Raw genomic sequence first — 14,758 nt, 5'->3', positions numbered from 1 at the left:
CCCTCACCCGCCCCGACGGCACTCCCGTGCGGGTCCTCGTCGTCGACGACGATCCGGACCTCGCCGAGGTGCTCTCGGGAGCCCTGCGCTACCAGGGCTGGCAGGTCCGCACCGCCGGCGACGGGACCTCGGCCGCCGCCGCGGCCCGCGAGCTGCGGCCCGACGCCGTCGTCCTCGACGTGATGCTCCCGGACGGTGACGGCTTCGCCGTGCTGCGCGAGCTGCACGCCGTGCAGCCGGGCGTCTGTGTGCTCTTCCTCACCGCCCGGGACGCGGTGGAGGACCGCATCGCGGGGATCACCGCGGGCGGCGACGACTACGTGACCAAACCGTTCAGCCTGGAGGAGGTGGTCGCCCGGCTGCGCGGACTGCTGCGCCGCGCCGGCATGGCCCGGCAGCTCCAGGAGGGCCCGCGGCTGACCGTGGGCGACCTGGCCATGGACGAGGACGCCCGCGAGGTCACCCGGGCGGGAGAGCTGATCGAGCTGTCCCCGACCGAGTTCGAACTGCTGCGCTTCCTGATGCACAACCCGCGCCGGGTGCTGAGCAAGGCGCAGATCCTGGACCACGTGTGGTCGTACGACTTCGGCGGCCAGGCCCATGTGGTGGAGCTGTACATCTCCTACCTGCGCAAGAAGGTGGACGCCGGCCGGGAGCCCATGATCCACACGGTGCGCGGGGCCGGGTACGTGCTGAAGCCGGCCCTGCGGTGAGGGCGGCGCCGCGGGCCCGGACCCGGTGGACACGGCGGCTGCCCCGGCCGCGCACGCTGCGCGCCCGGCTCACCTTCGGCCTGGTGGTACTGCTCGCCGTGAGCTGCGCGGCCGTCGGGGTGGCCGCGGTCTGGGAGCTGGACGGCTTCCTCACCGGCCGGCTCGACCAGCAGCTGCAGCAGACCGGGCCGAGCTTCCCGAAGAGCCTGGAGCACGGCGCCGCCCCGGCCGTCAAGCCCTCCGACCACGACGGCGACGAGCACGGCGACACCCGCCGCCAGGCCGCGGCCACCTTCGGTGCCCGGCTGCTGGACGGCACGGTGACCCAGGTGGCGGTGGTCCCCTCCGGGTCCCATCCGGGCGGCGGCGTCACCCTCACCGCCGCCGACCGCGCGGCGCTGGCCGGGCTCGGGGTGGGCCGTGGCGGGCACACGGTGCACCTGTCCGAGCTGGGCGACTACCGGCTGGCGGCCTGGCCGGGCCGGGACGGCGACGTGCTGGTCACCGGGCTGCCGATGGAGCCGGTGCGGGCCGCGGTCCACCGGCTCGAACTGGTCGCCGGGACCGTCTTCGGGCTCGCGCTGGCCGCCGCCGGGATCGCCGGGGCCCTGTGGGTGCGCTGGGCGCTGCGGCCGCTGCGCCGGGTCGCTCAGACCGCCGTGCGGGTCAGCGAGCTGCCGCTGGCCAGCGGAGAGGTGGCGCTGCCGCCGCGGGCGCCGCGGACCGACCCGCGCAGCGAGGTGGGTCAGGTCGCCGCCGCCTTCAACCGCATGCTCCACCACGTCGAGGACGCGCTGACGAAGCGGCACGCCGTCGAGGAGCGGCTGCGCGGTTTCGCCGCCGACGCCAGCCACGAGCTGCGCACCCCGGTCGCCTCGGTGCGCGGGCACGCCGAGCTCGCGCTGCTGCACCCGGGACCGGTGCCGCCCGGGGTCACCCGTGCGCTGGAACGGATCGCCGCCGAGTCCGCCCGGATGGGCGAGATGGTCGACGAGATGCTGCTGCTGGCCCGCCTGGACGCCGGCCGCCCCCTGGAGCGACGGCCGGTCGACCTCACCCGCCTGGTTCTGGACGCGGTGACGGACGCCCGGGCTGCGGGCCCCGGGCACCGCTGGACCATGGAGCTTCCGGAGGACCCGGTGACGGTGACCGGCGACGCCCACCGGCTCCAGCAGGTGCTGGCCAACCTGCTGGCCAACGCGCGTCTGCACACACCCGTGGGTACCGAGGTGACGGTGTCCCTGGACCTGGAGACCGGCCAGGAGAACGCCGCCACCACGGTGGTCCTCCGGGTCCACGACGACGGCCCCGGCGTCCCCGAGGACGTCCGGCCGGGCGTCTTCGAACGCTTCACCCGCGCCGACCGCCGCCGCACGGACCCCTCCGGCGGTGCCGGGGCGGGACTCGGCCTGTCGATCGTGGCGGCCGTGGTCCAGGCCCACGGCGGAAGCGTCGGCCTGGACAGCCGCCCCGGCTCGACGACGTTCACGGTGCGGCTGCCGGCGGACGGCGGAGGGGTCGGGCCGTAGACGGCGGCAGGGGCAGCGGCAGCCCGGGCAGGCCGTCCAGGCTGGTGGCCACGTGCTCCTTCCTGGTGAAGTACTCGTTCAGCGAGGCGTCGTCCTCGCGGGCGAAGCGCCTGCCGTGCAGGTCGCGGTCCGCCTCGTACGCCATGAAGGGCACCGCGTATCCGCAGGTGTCCCGGATCAGTCCGGCACGCACGACGATGATCGCGCGCAGTCCGTGGGAGACCGGGTCGATGTCGGGGAAACGGGTGAGCAGGTCCTCGAAACGCGGGTCGTCGCGGAAGACCGGCTCGCCCCTGCCGTGGACGCGCACGATGGTGGGCGGTCCCTGGAAGGCGCACCACATGAGGGTGATCCGGCCGTTCTCGCGCAGGTGCGCGATCGTCTCCGCGTTGGACCCGGCGAAGTCCAGATAGGCCACGGTGTGCTCGTCGAGCACCGCGAAGGAGCCCTTCAGTCCCTTGGGGGAGAGATTGATCGTGCCATCGCCGGACAGCGGGGCGGTCGCGGTGAAGAAGAGGGGCTGCTCCTCGATGAACGTGCGCAGCCTGCCGTCTATGCGCTCATAGGTCTTTCCCATGTCTGACGATTATTCAGGCATTTCTTTTGGCTGTCTAAGGAATTGCGGGTCCGTCCCACCGTGGCCGCCCCGGCCGGCGTTTGTTCGGGGCGGCCACGGCTGCCTGTCACCTCACTGGGTGAGCGTGCAGGCGGCCAGGGAATCCAGCCCCTGCGGCTTGGCCGACGTACGGCCGATGGCGATGGCGATGCGGTCGATGGCGGCCACGCGCTTGTCCTTGAGCGGGCCGAGGATCGCGTTCTGCACGAAGTCGGGGCCGCCCTGTCCGACGGTGTTCTGCAGACGGGTGTTGGCCTCCTGGACCTGGGTGTCGAGCAGGGCGAGGTTGCGGTCGATCTCGGCCTGGGCGGAGGCGGGGACCGCGGGGAGCTGGGACTTCACGTCGGGGCAGGTGATGGTGCCGGGGCTCGCCAGGGTCCGGGCGCTTTGGGCGCCGCCCTGCTGGGACGTCTCCCCGGCCAACGCGGAACCGGCGACGACCGCGCCGGACAGCACCACCGCGGCCGCGCCGCCGATGAACGCGACGCGGCGCCTGTCGTACTTCGGAAGAGCCCTGGACATGCGGATGCCTCACTCGGGTCGGGGGTGTCTGGCCTGGCGAACGCGGCGCCTGCGTTCTGCGAGAGGTACGGGAAAGCGGTTGCCCTCGTTCAAGGAGTGGCGAGGGAGTTTCACCAGCGCCTTTCGGAACCCGTGGTGCCACGCCACGCCCCGCCCGGGATTGACGAACCATGCAGAGTTCTGCATACTCATGCATGTCAGCGAATGCAGTGTGAGGAGAAACCCGTGACCGAGCGCGTCGTACTCGCCTACTCGGGCGGTCTGGACACCTCCGTCGCCATCGGCTGGATCGCCGAGGAGACGGGCGCCGAGGTCATCGCCGTTGCGGTCGACGTCGGCCAGGGCGGCGAGGACCTGGACGTCATCCGCAAGCGCGCGCTCGCCTGCGGTGCCGTCGAGGCCGAGGTCGCCGACGCCAAGGACGAGTTCGCCGACGAGTACTGCCTCCCGGCGATCAAGGCCAACGCCCTCTACATGGACCGCTACCCGCTGGTCTCCGCCCTGTCCCGGCCCACGATCGTCAAGCACCTGGTCGCCGCCGCCAAGAAGCACGGCGCCACCACCGTCGCCCACGGCTGCACCGGCAAGGGCAACGACCAGGTCCGCTTCGAGGCCGGCATCGTCGCCCTCGCCCCCGACCTGAAGTGCATCGCCCCGGTCCGCGACTACGCGATGACCCGGGACAAGGCCATCGCGTTCTGCGAGGAGAAGAACCTCCCGATCGCGACCACCAAGAAGTCCCCGTACTCCATCGACCAGAACGTCTTCGGCCGCGCCGTCGAGACCGGCTTCCTCGAGGACATCTGGAACGCGCCGATCGAGGACATCTACGAGTACACCCAGAACCCGGCCCTCTCCCGCGAGCCCGACGAGGTGATCGTCACCTTCAAGGAGGGCGTCCCGGTCGCCATCGACGGCAAGCCCGTCACCGTCCTGCAGGCCATCCAGCAGCTCAACGAGCGCGCCGGCGCCCAGGGCATCGGCCGGATCGACATGGTCGAGGACCGCCTCGTCGGCATCAAGTCGCGCGAGGTGTACGAGGCTCCGGGCGCGATCGCCCTGATCACCGCCCACCAGGAGCTGGAGAACGTCACCGTCGAGCGCGAACTCGCCCGCTACAAGCGGCAGGTCGAGCAGCGCTGGGGCGAACTCGTCTACGACGGCCTGTGGTTCTCCCCGCTCAAGCGCGCCCTGGACGGCTTCATCAACGAGGCCAACCAGCACGTCTCCGGCGACGTCCGGATGACCCTGCACGGCGGTCGCGCGGTCGTCACCGGCCGGCGCTCGCAGGAGTCGCTGTACGACTTCAACCTGGCGACCTACGACACCGGCGACACGTTCGACCAGTCCGCCGCGAAGGGCTTCATCGACATCTACAGCCTGTCGTCGAAGATCGCCGCCAAGCGCGACCTGGCCTGACCCCGCGGGTCACCTCGCACGCACCAGCCTGACAGCCGCCTCCTCGCTCGCCGAAAGTGGGGAGGCGGTCGCACACCGCCATCTTCCGAGGAGCAACGCAGTGAGCAGCAACAGCGGTGACGTACGGCTCTGGGGCGGCCGTTTCGCCGACGGCCCCGCCGAGGCCCTGGCGAAGCTGTCCGCGTCCGTCCACTTCGACTGGCGGCTCGCGCCCTACGACATCGCCGGCTCCCGCGCCCACGCGCGCGTGCTGCACACGGCGGGCCTGCTCACCGAGGACGAGCTCCAGCGCATGCTGGCCGGGCTCGACCGGCTCGAGGCGGACGTCGCCGACGGCTCCTTCACCGGCACCATCGCCGACGAGGACGTGCACACCGCCCTGGAGCGCGGCCTGCTCGAGCGCCTCGGCCCCGACCTCGGCGGCAAGCTGCGCGCCGGCCGGTCCCGCAACGACCAGGTCGCCACCCTCTTCCGCATGTACCTGCGCGACCACGCCCGGATCATCGGCGGCCTGATCGCCGACCTCCAGGACGCGCTGATCGGGCTCGCGGAGGCCCACCCGGACGTGGCCATGCCCGGCCGCACCCACCTCCAGCACGCCCAGCCCGTCCTCTTCGCCCACCACGTCCTCGCGCACGTCCAGTCCCTGGCGCGGGACGCCGAGCGGCTGCGCCAGTGGGACGAGCGGACGGCGGTGTCGCCGTACGGCTCGGGCGCGCTGGCGGGTTCCTCCCTCGGCCTGGACCCGGAGGCGGTGGCGCGGGACCTCGGCTTCGAGCACGGCAGCGCCGGCAACTCCATCGACGGCACGGCCTCCCGGGACTTCGTCGCCGAGTTCGCCTTCATCACCGCGATGATCGGCGTGAACCTCTCCCGCATCGCCGAGGAGATCATCATCTGGAACACGAAGGAGTTCTCCTTCGTGACCCTGCACGACGCCTTCTCCACCGGCTCCTCGATCATGCCGCAGAAGAAGAACCCGGACATCGCGGAGCTGGCCCGCGGCAAGTCCGGCCGGCTGATCGGCAACCTGACGGGCCTGATGGCGACGCTGAAGGCCCTGCCCCTCGCCTACAACCGCGACCTGCAGGAGGACAAGGAGCCCGTCTTCGACTCCTGCGACCAGCTCGAGGTCCTGCTCCCCGCGTTCACCGGGATGATCGCCACCCTCACCGTCCACCGCGAGCGCATGGAGGAGCTGGCCCCGGCCGGCTTCTCACTGGCCACCGACATCGCCGAGTGGCTGGTCAGGCAGGGCGTGCCGTTCCGGGTGGCGCACGAGGTCGCCGGTGAGTGCGTGAAGGCCGCCGAGGCCGAGGGCAAGGAGCTGGACGAGCTCACCGACGAGCAGTTCGCGAAGATCTCCGCCCACCTGACCCCCGAGGTGCGCACCGTCCTCAACGTCCCCGGAGCCCTCGCCTCCCGCAGCGGGCGCGGCGGCACCGCCCCGAGCGCGGTCGCCGTCCAGCTCGCCGAGGTCAAGGCGGACGTGGCGGCGCAGCACCAGTGGGCGGACGCGAAGAAGTAACGGTACGCACCTGGCGGGGCGTCGCGGGTTACGTTGGTCCGAAGCCGTAAGGAACCGACCGAACGGAGCCCGCGATGCCCTTCGCCCGACTGGCCTCCGCCACGACTCCCACCTGCCACATCGGCCTGGGGCTCGCCGCCGTCGGGCGGCCCGGCTACATCAACCTCGGCCGGGACCGCGACCTCCCGGCCGACCGCACCGTCGACGCCCTGCGCGAGCGCACCCACGAACTCCTGGACGCCGCCTACGCCCAGGGCGTCCGCTACTTCGACGCCGCCCGCTCCTACGGCCGCTCCGAGGAGTTCCTGGCCGACTGGCTCAGGGCCCGCCCCGACGCCGCCGACGTGGTGATCGGCAGCAAGTGGGGCTACACCTACACGGCGGACTGGACCACCGACGCCGAGCGGCACGAGGTCAAGGACCACAGCCTCGCCGCCTACGAGCGACAGCGCGCCGAGACCGCCGCACTGCTCGGCGACCGCCTCGACCTCTACCAGATCCACTCGGTGACCCCGGACAGCCCCGCCCTCACCGACAAGGAACTGCACGCACGCCTCGCCGAGGCCGCCGCGCAGGGGCTCACCATCGGCTTCTCCACCAGCGGGCCCGCCCAGGCCGACGCCGTCCGGGCCGCCCTCGCCGTGACCGTCGACGGCGAACGCCTCTTCCGCACCGTCCAGTCGACGTACAACGTCCTGGAGACCTCCGCCGGACCCGCCCTCGCCGAGGCACACGACGCCGGGCTCACGGTGATCGTCAAGGAGGGCATGGCCAACGGGCGCCTCGCGGAGCCCCATGCCCCCGAGCCCCTCAAGGCCGTGGCCCGGGAGACGGGCCTCGGCTGCGACGCGGTCGCCCTCGCCCTGATCCTGCGCCGTCCGTGGGCCGGGGTCGTCCTCTCCGGCGCCGCCACCCTCGGCCAGCTCGCCTCCAACCTGCACGCCCCGGCCGTGGACCTCGACGAGGACCAGCTCGCCCGTCTGGACGCGCTGGCGGAGGACCCGCAGACGTACTGGCGGCAACGCGGACAGCTGCCCTGGCACTGAGCCCCACCACACTTCCACGAACACGAGGCGGTGAGACACGCATGCCTATCGTGAGACATTGGTGTCTCATGTGAGGTATTGTTGTCTCATGGCCGTCGACCGTGACCACGTGCTGCGCAGCGCAGCCGCCCTGCTCGCCCACAAATCCACCGCCACCCTGGACGAGGTCGCCAGAGCGGCCGGAATCAGCCGGGCCACGCTGCACCGCCACTTCGCCGGGCGGGAAGCCCTGGTCAGGGCGCTGGAAGCGCTCGGCATCGAGGAGTGCGAGGCCGCCCTCGACGCCGCCCGCCCGGAGGAGGGGCCGGCCGCCGACGCCGTACGGAGGCTGGTCCGCGAGCTCGAGCCGGCCGCCGGGCTGCTCTCCTTCCTCTACACCGAGAACCAGCTGTTCGAGGGCGAGGAGCAGAACGAGGGCTGGGCCCGGATCGACGAGCGCGTCTCCGCGCTGTTCCGGCGCGGCCGGCTCAGCGGCGAGTTCCGCATCGACCTCACCCCGGCCTGGCTCACCGAGGCGCTGTTCGGGCTGATCGCCTCCGGCGCCTACGTCGTCCTGAGCGGCAGGGCCGCTCCCAAGGACTTCCAGCACATGATCGTCGAGCTGATGCTCGGCGGTGCGCTGCGCACAGAAGAGCCGGCGCGGGAGAACCACGGAGAGAGGAATCATGACCAGCACCCTGCAGCCGGCACATGAGGAGGGGGTGGAGGAGCGCCCGGGCTGCTGGCTCGCGCTCTGCGTCCTCGTCCTGGCCGTGCTGCTGGTGGCCGTCGACGCGACCGTCCTCGGTCTCGCGACCCCCTACATCAGCGAGGACCTCAGGCCCTCCGGCACCCAGCTGCTGTGGATAGGAGACATCTACTCGTTCGTCATCGCCGGTCTGCTGGTCTCCATGGGCAGCCTCGGCGACCGCATCGGCCGCAAGCGCATCCTGCTCGGCGGCGCCACGGCGTTCGGCGCGATATCCGTCCTCAACGCCTACGCCACCACGCCCGAGCTGATGATCCTGGCCCGGGCGCTGCTCGGCGTCGCCGGCGCCACCCTGATGCCCGCCACGCTCGCCCTGATCCGCAACCTCTTCCACGACCCGCGCGAGCGCAGCCTCGCCGTCGGCATCTGGGGCGCGACCGCCTCGGCCGGCACGGCGGTCGGCCCGATCGCCGGCGGAGTCCTGCTGGAGCACTTCTGGTGGGGCTCGGTCTTCCTCGTCAACCTGCCCGTGATGGCGGTGCTCGTCCTGGTCGGCATCCGGCTGCTGCCCGAGTCCCGCAACCCCAGCCCGGGCCCCTGGGACCTGGCCGGCGTCGTCCTGTCGCTGGTCGGCACGGTCGGTGTCGTCTACGCCGTCAAGGAGGCCGCCGCGCACGGAGTCACCTGGACGGTCCTGGCCACGGGCCTGCTGGGCGCGGCCGCGCTGTACGGCTTCGTCCGCCGCCAGCTCACCCTGCCGACCCCGCTGCTGGACATACGGCTCTTCCGCGACCGGGGCTTCTCCGGCGCCGTCCTGGCCGACCTGCTGACCGTGCTCGGCATGTCCGGTCTGGTGTTCTTCCTGTCCCAGTATCTGCAACTGGTGCAGGGCAGGCGGCCGTTGGAGGCAGGCCTGGCCGAAGTGCCCGCCGCCGTGGGCGCGGTGGCGGCCGGCCTGCTGGCTGGCCGGGCGGCCCGGCGCTTCTCCGTGCGGGCCGTGGTCTCCGGCGGGCTGGCCGCCGTGGGCCTGGCGCTGGCCGTCCTGACCACCCTCACCCAGTCCACCGGCTACCCGCTGCTGGGCACCGCCCTGCTGGTGGTCGGCGTCGGCGCCGGCTTCTCCTTCACGGTGACCGCCGACGTGATCCTGGCCGGCGTACCCAAGGACCAGGCGGGCGCGGCCTCGGCGGTCTCCGAGACGGCGTACGAACTCGGCGCGGCCCTCGGCATCGCCCTGCTCGGCTCCGTCGTCACGGCCACCTACCGCGACTTCACCGGCCCGGCGGGCACACCACCGGCGGCCCACGAGTCCCTGGGCGGCGCGGTGGAGGCGGCGGCGGCCCTGCCGTCCCCCACCTCCGAGGCCCTGCTCCACGCGGCCCGGGACGCCTTCCTCCACGGCCTCCACCTGGCCTCGGGAGCGGGAGCGGCGGTCCTGCTGGCGACGGCGGCGGCAGCGTGGTTCCTGCTGAAGGGTCAGAGACTGTGAGGAGCGTGGGTCACGCGGCCTTCGCCTTGGTGGCGTACATGTCGACGTACTCCTGGCCGGACAGCCGCATGACCTCGGTCATCACAGAATCCGTCACCGCCCGCAGCACGTACCGGTCCCGGTCCATCCCCTCGTACCGGGAGAACTCCATCGGCTCGCCGAAGCGGACCGTGACCCGGCACGGCCGCGGCATCCCCGACCCACCCGGCTGGATCTTGTCCGTGCCGATCATCGCGAACGGCACCACCGGCGCACCGGTCATCAGCGTCAGACGCGCGATACCGGTGCGCCCCCGGTACAGACGGCCGTCGGGGGAGCGCGTGCCCTCGGGGTAGATGCCGAAGATGTTGCCCTCCTCCAGGATCCGGCGCCCCGTCATCAGAGCCGCGACCCCGCCCTTGCCGCCGTCGCGGTCGACCGGGATCATGCCGACCCCGGTGAAGAACCAGGCCATCAGCCGGCCCTTGAGGCCCTTGCCCGTGACGTACTCGTCCTTGCCGATGAAGAAGACCTGCCGGTCGCAGACGAGGGGCAGGATCATCGAGTCGATGAAGGTCAGGTGGTTGCCGGCCAGGATGACGGGGCCGTCGCCCGGGATGCGCTCCGCGCCCTCCACCCGTGGGCGGAACATCAGGCGCATGATCGGTCCGAGCACTGCCTTGATGAACACGAAGCGGGACAACGGGCCCTCCGGTGTCAGAGATGTCGAGGGATTGTGCGGGAGTCTGTGCAGGTGAGGACGATACTCGCGCCCCGGGCCCGATTGCACATCGGGCTCACCACGTCTTACGCACTATTGACATACGTTTACCTGCGCGGAAAGCCTGTCGCACCCCGGTAACCCGTACGGAACGCTGTGACGGAGGTCGCTCACCTTTTCGGAGGCGGTCCGGGGCGCCGATCGCGGCCGCCCACGCCGTGCTCCGTTCCCGTTTTCCCGGGCTGGACCTGCCGACACGTCAATCGCCGGACCTTCCGACCCGTTTGGGGTGAACCCCGGCCGTCCCGGCAACCCGCTGCCGGGACGGCCGCGTCGTGCCGCACCTGACGCACGACCTGCTCACCGCCCGGCGCCCGCTGCTCGCCGCCGAGGCCTCTGCGGAGGCACACGCCTGCGGAACGGAGCCCGGCGACCTCGAACAGGCGGTCCGGCCACGGCTGCTGGAGGCGCTGTTGTCGCCGGGGGACCTCACCTACCGGGAGTTCGCGGGGCAGTTGGGTATCTCACAGGGCAGCCTCGGCCCGGAACGTTCCAGATGTCTGGGATGTCTGCGATGTTTGCTCGCCCCGGAGGTTGCGGCCCGTCAGGCGCGGGGATAGGAGTGAGGGACGGCAGGTGATCAGGTGAGCGGGAGGCGTGCGCACATGGGCATGAGCGTGACCATCTCTGCGGCGACCGAACAGGACGCGGAGCAGATCTTCAGGCTGCAGTACCTGTGCTTCCAGAGCGAGGCGGCCCTCTACGGCAACTACCGCATCGACCCGCTCGTCGAGAGTCTCGACTCGGTCCGTCAGGAGGTCGCCCGGGACTGCGTCTTCGTGGCGCGGCTCGGCGAGGAGGTGGTCGGCTCGGTGCGCGGCCGGATCACCGAGGACGGCGCGGCCTCCATCGGCATGCTCTGCGTCCACCCGCGCCTGCAGGGGCACGGCATCGGCGCCCGGCTGCTGCGCGCGGCCGAGTCCGCGCTGGCCGAGGAGCGCGGCGCCACCAGGTTCCGCCTGCACACCGGCCACCGCAGCGAGGGCAGCCTGCGCCTGTACCGGCGCGTCGGCTACCAGCCGGTGGGTACCTCCCAGGGCGCCGACGGCGTCCCGATGGTCGTCCTGGAGAAACCGGCCGGCACCTACGCGGCGACCGCGTAGGGCCTGTCCGGCGGATCGGGCCGGCTCCGAGCAGCGGCGCTCCTCGGCCCAGGTGCGCGGGGGCGATGGGGGTCTCCTGCTCGTCAAGAGCTTGGGGGAGGGCGTGCCGGGCCCCGCGGTTCCGGCATGATCCGCCGGACGGGCCCGGCCGAGTCGCGGACTCAGGCGGCTTCCGGCTGCTGCTTTTGGGCCTTGCGCAGCCAGTACACGGCCGACAGCGGAAGCAGTACCGGGATGAAGAGGTAGCCCATGCCGTACTTCGACCACACGGTCGCGTCGGGGAACGCGGACGGGTCGACGAGGGTCCACGTCCCGACCGCCAGCACACCCGCGAGCTCCGCCGCGCAGCACACCAGGGCCAGCCTGCGAGCCGTCTCCCCGCCGCGCACCAGCGAGTACGTGATGAAGCCGTACACCACGCCGGCGACGGCCGACAGCGAGTAGGCGAGCGGCGCCCGGTCGAACTCGGTCGCGATCTGGTAGACCGAGCGCGACACCGCGCCGACGACCATCACGCCGTACAGCCAGACCAGCAGCATGCCCGGACCGCTGATGAGCCGGGCCCTGGCCGGCTTCTCCTCCACGGCGGTCACCTCAGCCTCCCCAGATGTCATAGAGCCGCACCTCCAGGACGGCGAGAACGACACCGCCGGCCGCGACCGTCACCGAACCCCAGCGCGTGCGCTCGGCCAGCGACATGAACCCGGCCGCCGGGACGCACGCGAAGGCGCCCAGCAGATACGCCACGAAGATCGTCGTCCCCTGGGCCGGCTTCTCGCCCCGCGCCAGCGCCACGCACCCGATCACCAGCTGGACCAGGGCCAGCACCGAGACCACGGCCATCCCGATGAAGTGCCAGTCCTTCGTCGGCTGGTCGCGGTAGGCCGCCCAGCCGCACCAGGCGGCGAGCAGCAGCGCGGCGACGCCGGTCACCAGCGTCAGGGCATCAAGCATGCTGCGACCTTATTACGGGGCGAAGACGCCGCAGCGCCCGGCCCGGCCCTGCGATTCCGGCCGACCGTCCACGAGCCCGCCGCCGTGGCGTTGGCCACAGCCCGGCACGCCGCGTGCCCCGGCCCCGGTCTCCCCAACGGCCGTGACGGGCCTTGTCCGTACTGGTCACCGGCGCGAACCCCGAGGTCCGCGCCGTGCGAGCCGGGTGTCCACGCGCGTCCAGCATGTGGACAGGGGTGGGCTGTCAGCACCGTAGGTCTGGTTTACTGATCGCATGACCACGACGAGCGACCGCATCCCGGCGACCGAGGCGACTGTGCCGCCCGGTGCTCGTTGCATGGGTGCTGTACGTCGAATGTGTGCCTGCTAGAGGGCCCCTGCACCAGCTGAGCCTCGCGCCCCGAAGCGAGAGCCCGCTCATGCCCGCGCCCGGTCCGCCCGGCGCCCGCGGCTGAGCCACGCCCCCGCGCACACGTTTCTCCCGGTTCGAGCTCCTTTGCGGGAACCGTGCTGCGTTCTGGCTGTACCCGACCATGAATGCCGTGCCCGGCGCCCAGGACGCGCCGCGCACTCGACAGTGACGGAAACCCACGTGATCACCACATCGGGCCTCACCAAGGTCTACAGTTCGCGCGGCCGCGAGATCACCGCGCTCGACGGCGTCGACCTGCACGTCCGCGAGGGCGAGGTGTACGGCGTCATCGGCCAGTCCGGCGCCGGCAAGTCCTCGCTGATCCGCTGCGTCAACCTGCTGGAGCGCCCCACCTCCGGCACGGTCACCGTCGCCGGTCAGGACCTCACCGCCCTCGCCGGGCGCGGTCCCCGGGCGGGCAGGGAGCTGCGGCGGGCACGCAGCCGGATCGGCATGGTCTTCCAGCACTTCAACCTGCTGTCCTCGCGCACCGTGCAGGACAACGTCGAGCTGCCCCTGGAGATCCTCGGCAAGTCCGGGAAGGAACGTTCCAGCAAGGCGCTCGAACTGCTCGACCTCGTCGGTCTCGCCGACAAGGCCAGGGCCTACCCCGCCCAGCTCTCCGGCGGCCAGAAGCAGCGCGTCGGCATCGCCCGCGCCCTGGCCGGCGACCCCAAGGTCCTGCTGTCCGACGAGGCCACCAGCGCCCTCGACCCGGAGACCACCCGCTCCATCCTGAAGCTGCTGCGCGACCTGAACCGGCAGCTCGGTCTGACCGTGCTGCTCATCACGCACGAGATGGACGTCGTGAAGTCCGTCTGCGACTCCGCCGCGCTCATGGAGAAGGGCCGCATCGTCGAGTCCGGCACGGTGAGCGAACTGCTCGCCACCCCGGGCTCGGAGCTGGCCGCCGCGCTCTTCCCGGTCGGTGGGGACGCCTCCGGCGAGGACCGGACCGTCGTCGACGTCACCTTCCACGGCGAGAGCGCCACCCAGCCCGTCATCTCCCAGCTGGCCCGCACCTACAACATCGACATATCGATCCTCGGCGCCGCCATCGACACCGTCGGCGGCCTCCAGGTCGGCCGGATGCGCATCGAACTGCCCGGCCACTACGAGGACAACGTGGTGCCCATCGGCTTCCTGCGCGAACAGGGCCTGCAGATCGACGTCGTCGACCACGCCGCGGCCCAGCAGTCCGTGCTGGCGAAGGAAGGTGCCAAGTGACCTGGTCCGAGATGCAGCCGCTGCTGTCCGAGGCCTGTTGGGACACCCTCTACATGGTCGGCTGGTCCACGCTCATCGCCGTCGCCGGCGGCCTTCCCCTCGGCATCCTGCTGGTCCTCACCGACCGGGGCGGGCTGCTGCAGAACGTGGTCGCCAACAAGGTGATCGGGCAGGTCGTGAACATCACCCGCTCGATGCCGTTCATCATCCTGATGGTCGCCCTGATGGGCTTCACCCGCTGGGTCACCGGCACCACGATCGGCCGCGAGGCCGCCATCGTGCCGCTGGCCATCGGCGCCATCCCCTTCTTCGCCCGGCTCGTCGAGACGGCCGTCCGCGAAGTGGACGGCGGGCTGGTCGAGGCCGTCCAGGCCATGGGCGGCAACACCTGGACCGTCGTACGCAAGGTCCTCGTACCCGAGTCCCTGCCCTCGCTGATCTCCTCGACCACCACCACGGTCGTCGCCCTGATCGGCTACACCGCGATGGCGGGCACCGTCGGCGCCGGCGGCCTCGGCGACATCGCCATCCGCTACGGCTACCAGCGCTTCGACACCCAGCTGATGTGGATCACCGTGGCGATCCTCGCCGTGGTCATCTCGGCCATCCAGTTCGCCGGCGACGCCGCCGCCCGCGCCCTGCACCGCCGCTCCGGCCGCTCCGGCCCCGGGCCGAGGCTGCGGCTGCCGAAGGCCAGGGAGCAGGCGGCCGCCGACGTGAGCAAGGCCGCCTGAGGCCACCCCCGACTCCCC

At 71.9% G+C, this 14,758-nt stretch carries 16 protein-coding genes; 11 read left to right on the top strand and 5 right to left on the bottom strand.

Features of this window, described 5'->3' with window-relative positions; translation table 11 throughout:
- Window positions 1-713 (top strand): response regulator transcription factor (locus tag C1I97_RS15770; RefSeq protein WP_111003850.1); only part of this gene is annotated, 713 nt, incomplete at its 5' end.
- Window positions 710-2,242 (top strand): sensor histidine kinase, encoded by a 1,533-nt coding sequence (locus C1I97_RS15765; protein WP_111003848.1) that lies wholly within the window; start codon window positions 710-712, stop codon window positions 2,240-2,242. The genes C1I97_RS15770 and C1I97_RS15765, both read left to right, overlap by 4 nt.
- Here the strand turns inward: C1I97_RS15765 and C1I97_RS15760 are convergent.
- Both C1I97_RS15760 and C1I97_RS15755 read right to left on the bottom strand, forming a co-directional pair.
- Window positions 2,199-2,819, bottom strand: coding sequence for a pyridoxamine 5'-phosphate oxidase family protein (locus C1I97_RS15760; RefSeq protein WP_111003847.1), 621 nt, complete (start codon window positions 2,817-2,819; stop codon window positions 2,199-2,201). The genes C1I97_RS15765 and C1I97_RS15760 overlap by 44 nt on opposite strands.
- Window positions 2,820-2,930: 111 nt before the next feature.
- Complete coding sequence (locus C1I97_RS15755; protein ID WP_111003846.1) at window positions 2,931-3,380, bottom strand: hypothetical protein; 450 nt, start codon at window positions 3,378-3,380, stop codon at window positions 2,931-2,933.
- A 225-nt stretch (window positions 3,381-3,605) separates the two neighbouring features.
- Here C1I97_RS15755 and C1I97_RS15750 point away from each other — a divergent pair, with 225 nt between their 5' ends.
- From C1I97_RS15750 to C1I97_RS15730, 5 genes are all read left to right on the top strand, one after another.
- The gene (locus C1I97_RS15750) at window positions 3,606-4,799 is read left to right on the top strand and encodes an argininosuccinate synthase (RefSeq protein WP_111003845.1); all 1,194 of its coding nucleotides are present in this window, start codon (window positions 3,606-3,608) and stop codon (window positions 4,797-4,799) included.
- A gap of 100 nt (window positions 4,800-4,899) precedes the next feature.
- Window positions 4,900-6,327: an argininosuccinate lyase gene (gene argH / locus C1I97_RS15745; RefSeq protein ID WP_111003844.1), complete on the top strand. Its 1,428-nt coding sequence runs from the start codon at window positions 4,900-4,902 to the stop codon at window positions 6,325-6,327.
- Window positions 6,328-6,401: 74 nt separating this feature from the next.
- Entirely contained in the window at window positions 6,402-7,373 is a 972-nt protein-coding gene (locus C1I97_RS15740; RefSeq protein ID WP_111003843.1) for an aldo/keto reductase, read from the top strand.
- Window positions 7,374-7,461: 88 nt separating this feature from the next.
- Window positions 7,462-8,067: a TetR/AcrR family transcriptional regulator gene (locus C1I97_RS15735; protein ID WP_181446742.1), complete on the top strand. Its 606-nt coding sequence runs from the start codon at window positions 7,462-7,464 to the stop codon at window positions 8,065-8,067.
- Window positions 8,039-9,550, top strand: coding sequence for an MFS transporter (locus tag C1I97_RS15730; RefSeq protein WP_111003841.1), 1,512 nt, complete (start codon window positions 8,039-8,041; stop codon window positions 9,548-9,550). Before C1I97_RS15735 ends, C1I97_RS15730 begins: the two co-directional genes overlap by 29 nt.
- Before the next feature lie 10 nt (window positions 9,551-9,560).
- Here the strand turns inward: C1I97_RS15730 and C1I97_RS15725 are convergent, their stop codons facing one another.
- A complete protein-coding gene (locus tag C1I97_RS15725) occupies window positions 9,561-10,232 on the bottom strand; it encodes a lysophospholipid acyltransferase family protein (RefSeq protein ID WP_111003840.1) in 672 nt (223 codons plus the stop codon).
- Between the two features lie 362 nt (window positions 10,233-10,594).
- Here C1I97_RS15725 and C1I97_RS15720 point away from each other — a divergent pair, with 362 nt between their 5' ends.
- Together C1I97_RS15720 and C1I97_RS15715 are read left to right on the top strand one after the other, a co-directional pair.
- The gene (locus C1I97_RS15720) at window positions 10,595-10,870 is read left to right on the top strand and encodes a hypothetical protein (RefSeq protein ID WP_111003849.1); all 276 of its coding nucleotides are present in this window, start codon (window positions 10,595-10,597) and stop codon (window positions 10,868-10,870) included.
- Window positions 10,871-10,915: 45 nt separating this feature from the next.
- Window positions 10,916-11,413, top strand: a complete 498-nt coding sequence (locus C1I97_RS15715; protein ID WP_111003839.1) for a GNAT family N-acetyltransferase — start codon at window positions 10,916-10,918, stop codon at window positions 11,411-11,413.
- Between the two features lie 161 nt (window positions 11,414-11,574).
- Here the strand turns inward: C1I97_RS15715 and C1I97_RS15710 are convergent, their stop codons facing one another.
- Both C1I97_RS15710 and C1I97_RS15705 read right to left on the bottom strand, forming a co-directional pair.
- Entirely contained in the window at window positions 11,575-12,027 is a 453-nt protein-coding gene (locus tag C1I97_RS15710; protein WP_441349119.1) for a hypothetical protein, read from the bottom strand.
- Window positions 12,008-12,367 carry a hypothetical protein gene (locus C1I97_RS15705; RefSeq protein ID WP_111003837.1) on the bottom strand — a complete coding sequence of 120 codons (360 nt, stop codon included), beginning with the start codon at window positions 12,365-12,367 and terminating at the stop codon, window positions 12,008-12,010. The genes C1I97_RS15710 and C1I97_RS15705 overlap by 20 nt, the downstream gene beginning before the upstream one ends.
- A gap of 592 nt (window positions 12,368-12,959) precedes the next feature.
- Here C1I97_RS15705 and C1I97_RS15700 point away from each other — a divergent pair.
- Together C1I97_RS15700 and C1I97_RS15695 are read left to right on the top strand one after the other, a co-directional pair.
- Window positions 12,960-14,006 carry a methionine ABC transporter ATP-binding protein gene (locus tag C1I97_RS15700; RefSeq protein ID WP_111003836.1) on the top strand — a complete coding sequence of 349 codons (1,047 nt, stop codon included), beginning with the start codon at window positions 12,960-12,962 and terminating at the stop codon, window positions 14,004-14,006.
- Window positions 14,003-14,740 carry a methionine ABC transporter permease gene (locus C1I97_RS15695; protein WP_111003835.1) on the top strand — a complete coding sequence of 246 codons (738 nt, stop codon included), beginning with the start codon at window positions 14,003-14,005 and terminating at the stop codon, window positions 14,738-14,740. The genes C1I97_RS15700 and C1I97_RS15695 overlap by 4 nt, the downstream gene beginning before the upstream one ends.
- The last annotated feature ends 18 nt before the right edge of the window (window positions 14,741-14,758 follow it).

The organism is Streptomyces sp. NTH33 (assembly GCF_003236365.1).
GTDB lineage: Bacteria > Actinomycetota > Actinomycetes > Streptomycetales > Streptomycetaceae > Streptomyces.
The sequence above is the reverse complement of the archived record's forward strand: the minus strand, read 5'-3'. Positions and strand labels throughout refer to the sequence as shown.

Bases quoted from the DNA above. Each gene is read 5' to 3' on its own strand.
- C1I97_RS15760 (WP_111003847.1), bottom strand. From the start codon at position 2,819: ATGGGAAAGACCTATGAGCGCATAGACGGCAGGCTGCGCACGTTCATC.
- C1I97_RS15755 (WP_111003846.1), bottom strand. From the start codon at position 3,380: ATGTCCAGGGCTCTTCCGAAGTACGACAGGCGCCGCGTCGCGTTCATC.
- C1I97_RS15740 (WP_111003843.1), top strand. From the start codon at position 6,402: ATGCCCTTCGCCCGACTGGCCTCCGCCACGACTCCCACCTGCCACATC.
- C1I97_RS15735 (WP_181446742.1), top strand. From the start codon at position 7,462: ATGGCCGTCGACCGTGACCACGTGCTGCGCAGCGCAGCCGCCCTGCTC.
- C1I97_RS15730 (WP_111003841.1), top strand. From the start codon at position 8,039: ATGACCAGCACCCTGCAGCCGGCACATGAGGAGGGGGTGGAGGAGCGC.
- C1I97_RS15715 (WP_111003839.1), top strand. From the start codon at position 10,916: ATGGGCATGAGCGTGACCATCTCTGCGGCGACCGAACAGGACGCGGAG.
- C1I97_RS15710 (WP_441349119.1), bottom strand. From the start codon at position 12,027: ATGACATCTGGGGAGGCTGAGGTGACCGCCGTGGAGGAGAAGCCGGCC.
- C1I97_RS15705 (WP_111003837.1), bottom strand. From the start codon at position 12,367: ATGCTTGATGCCCTGACGCTGGTGACCGGCGTCGCCGCGCTGCTGCTC.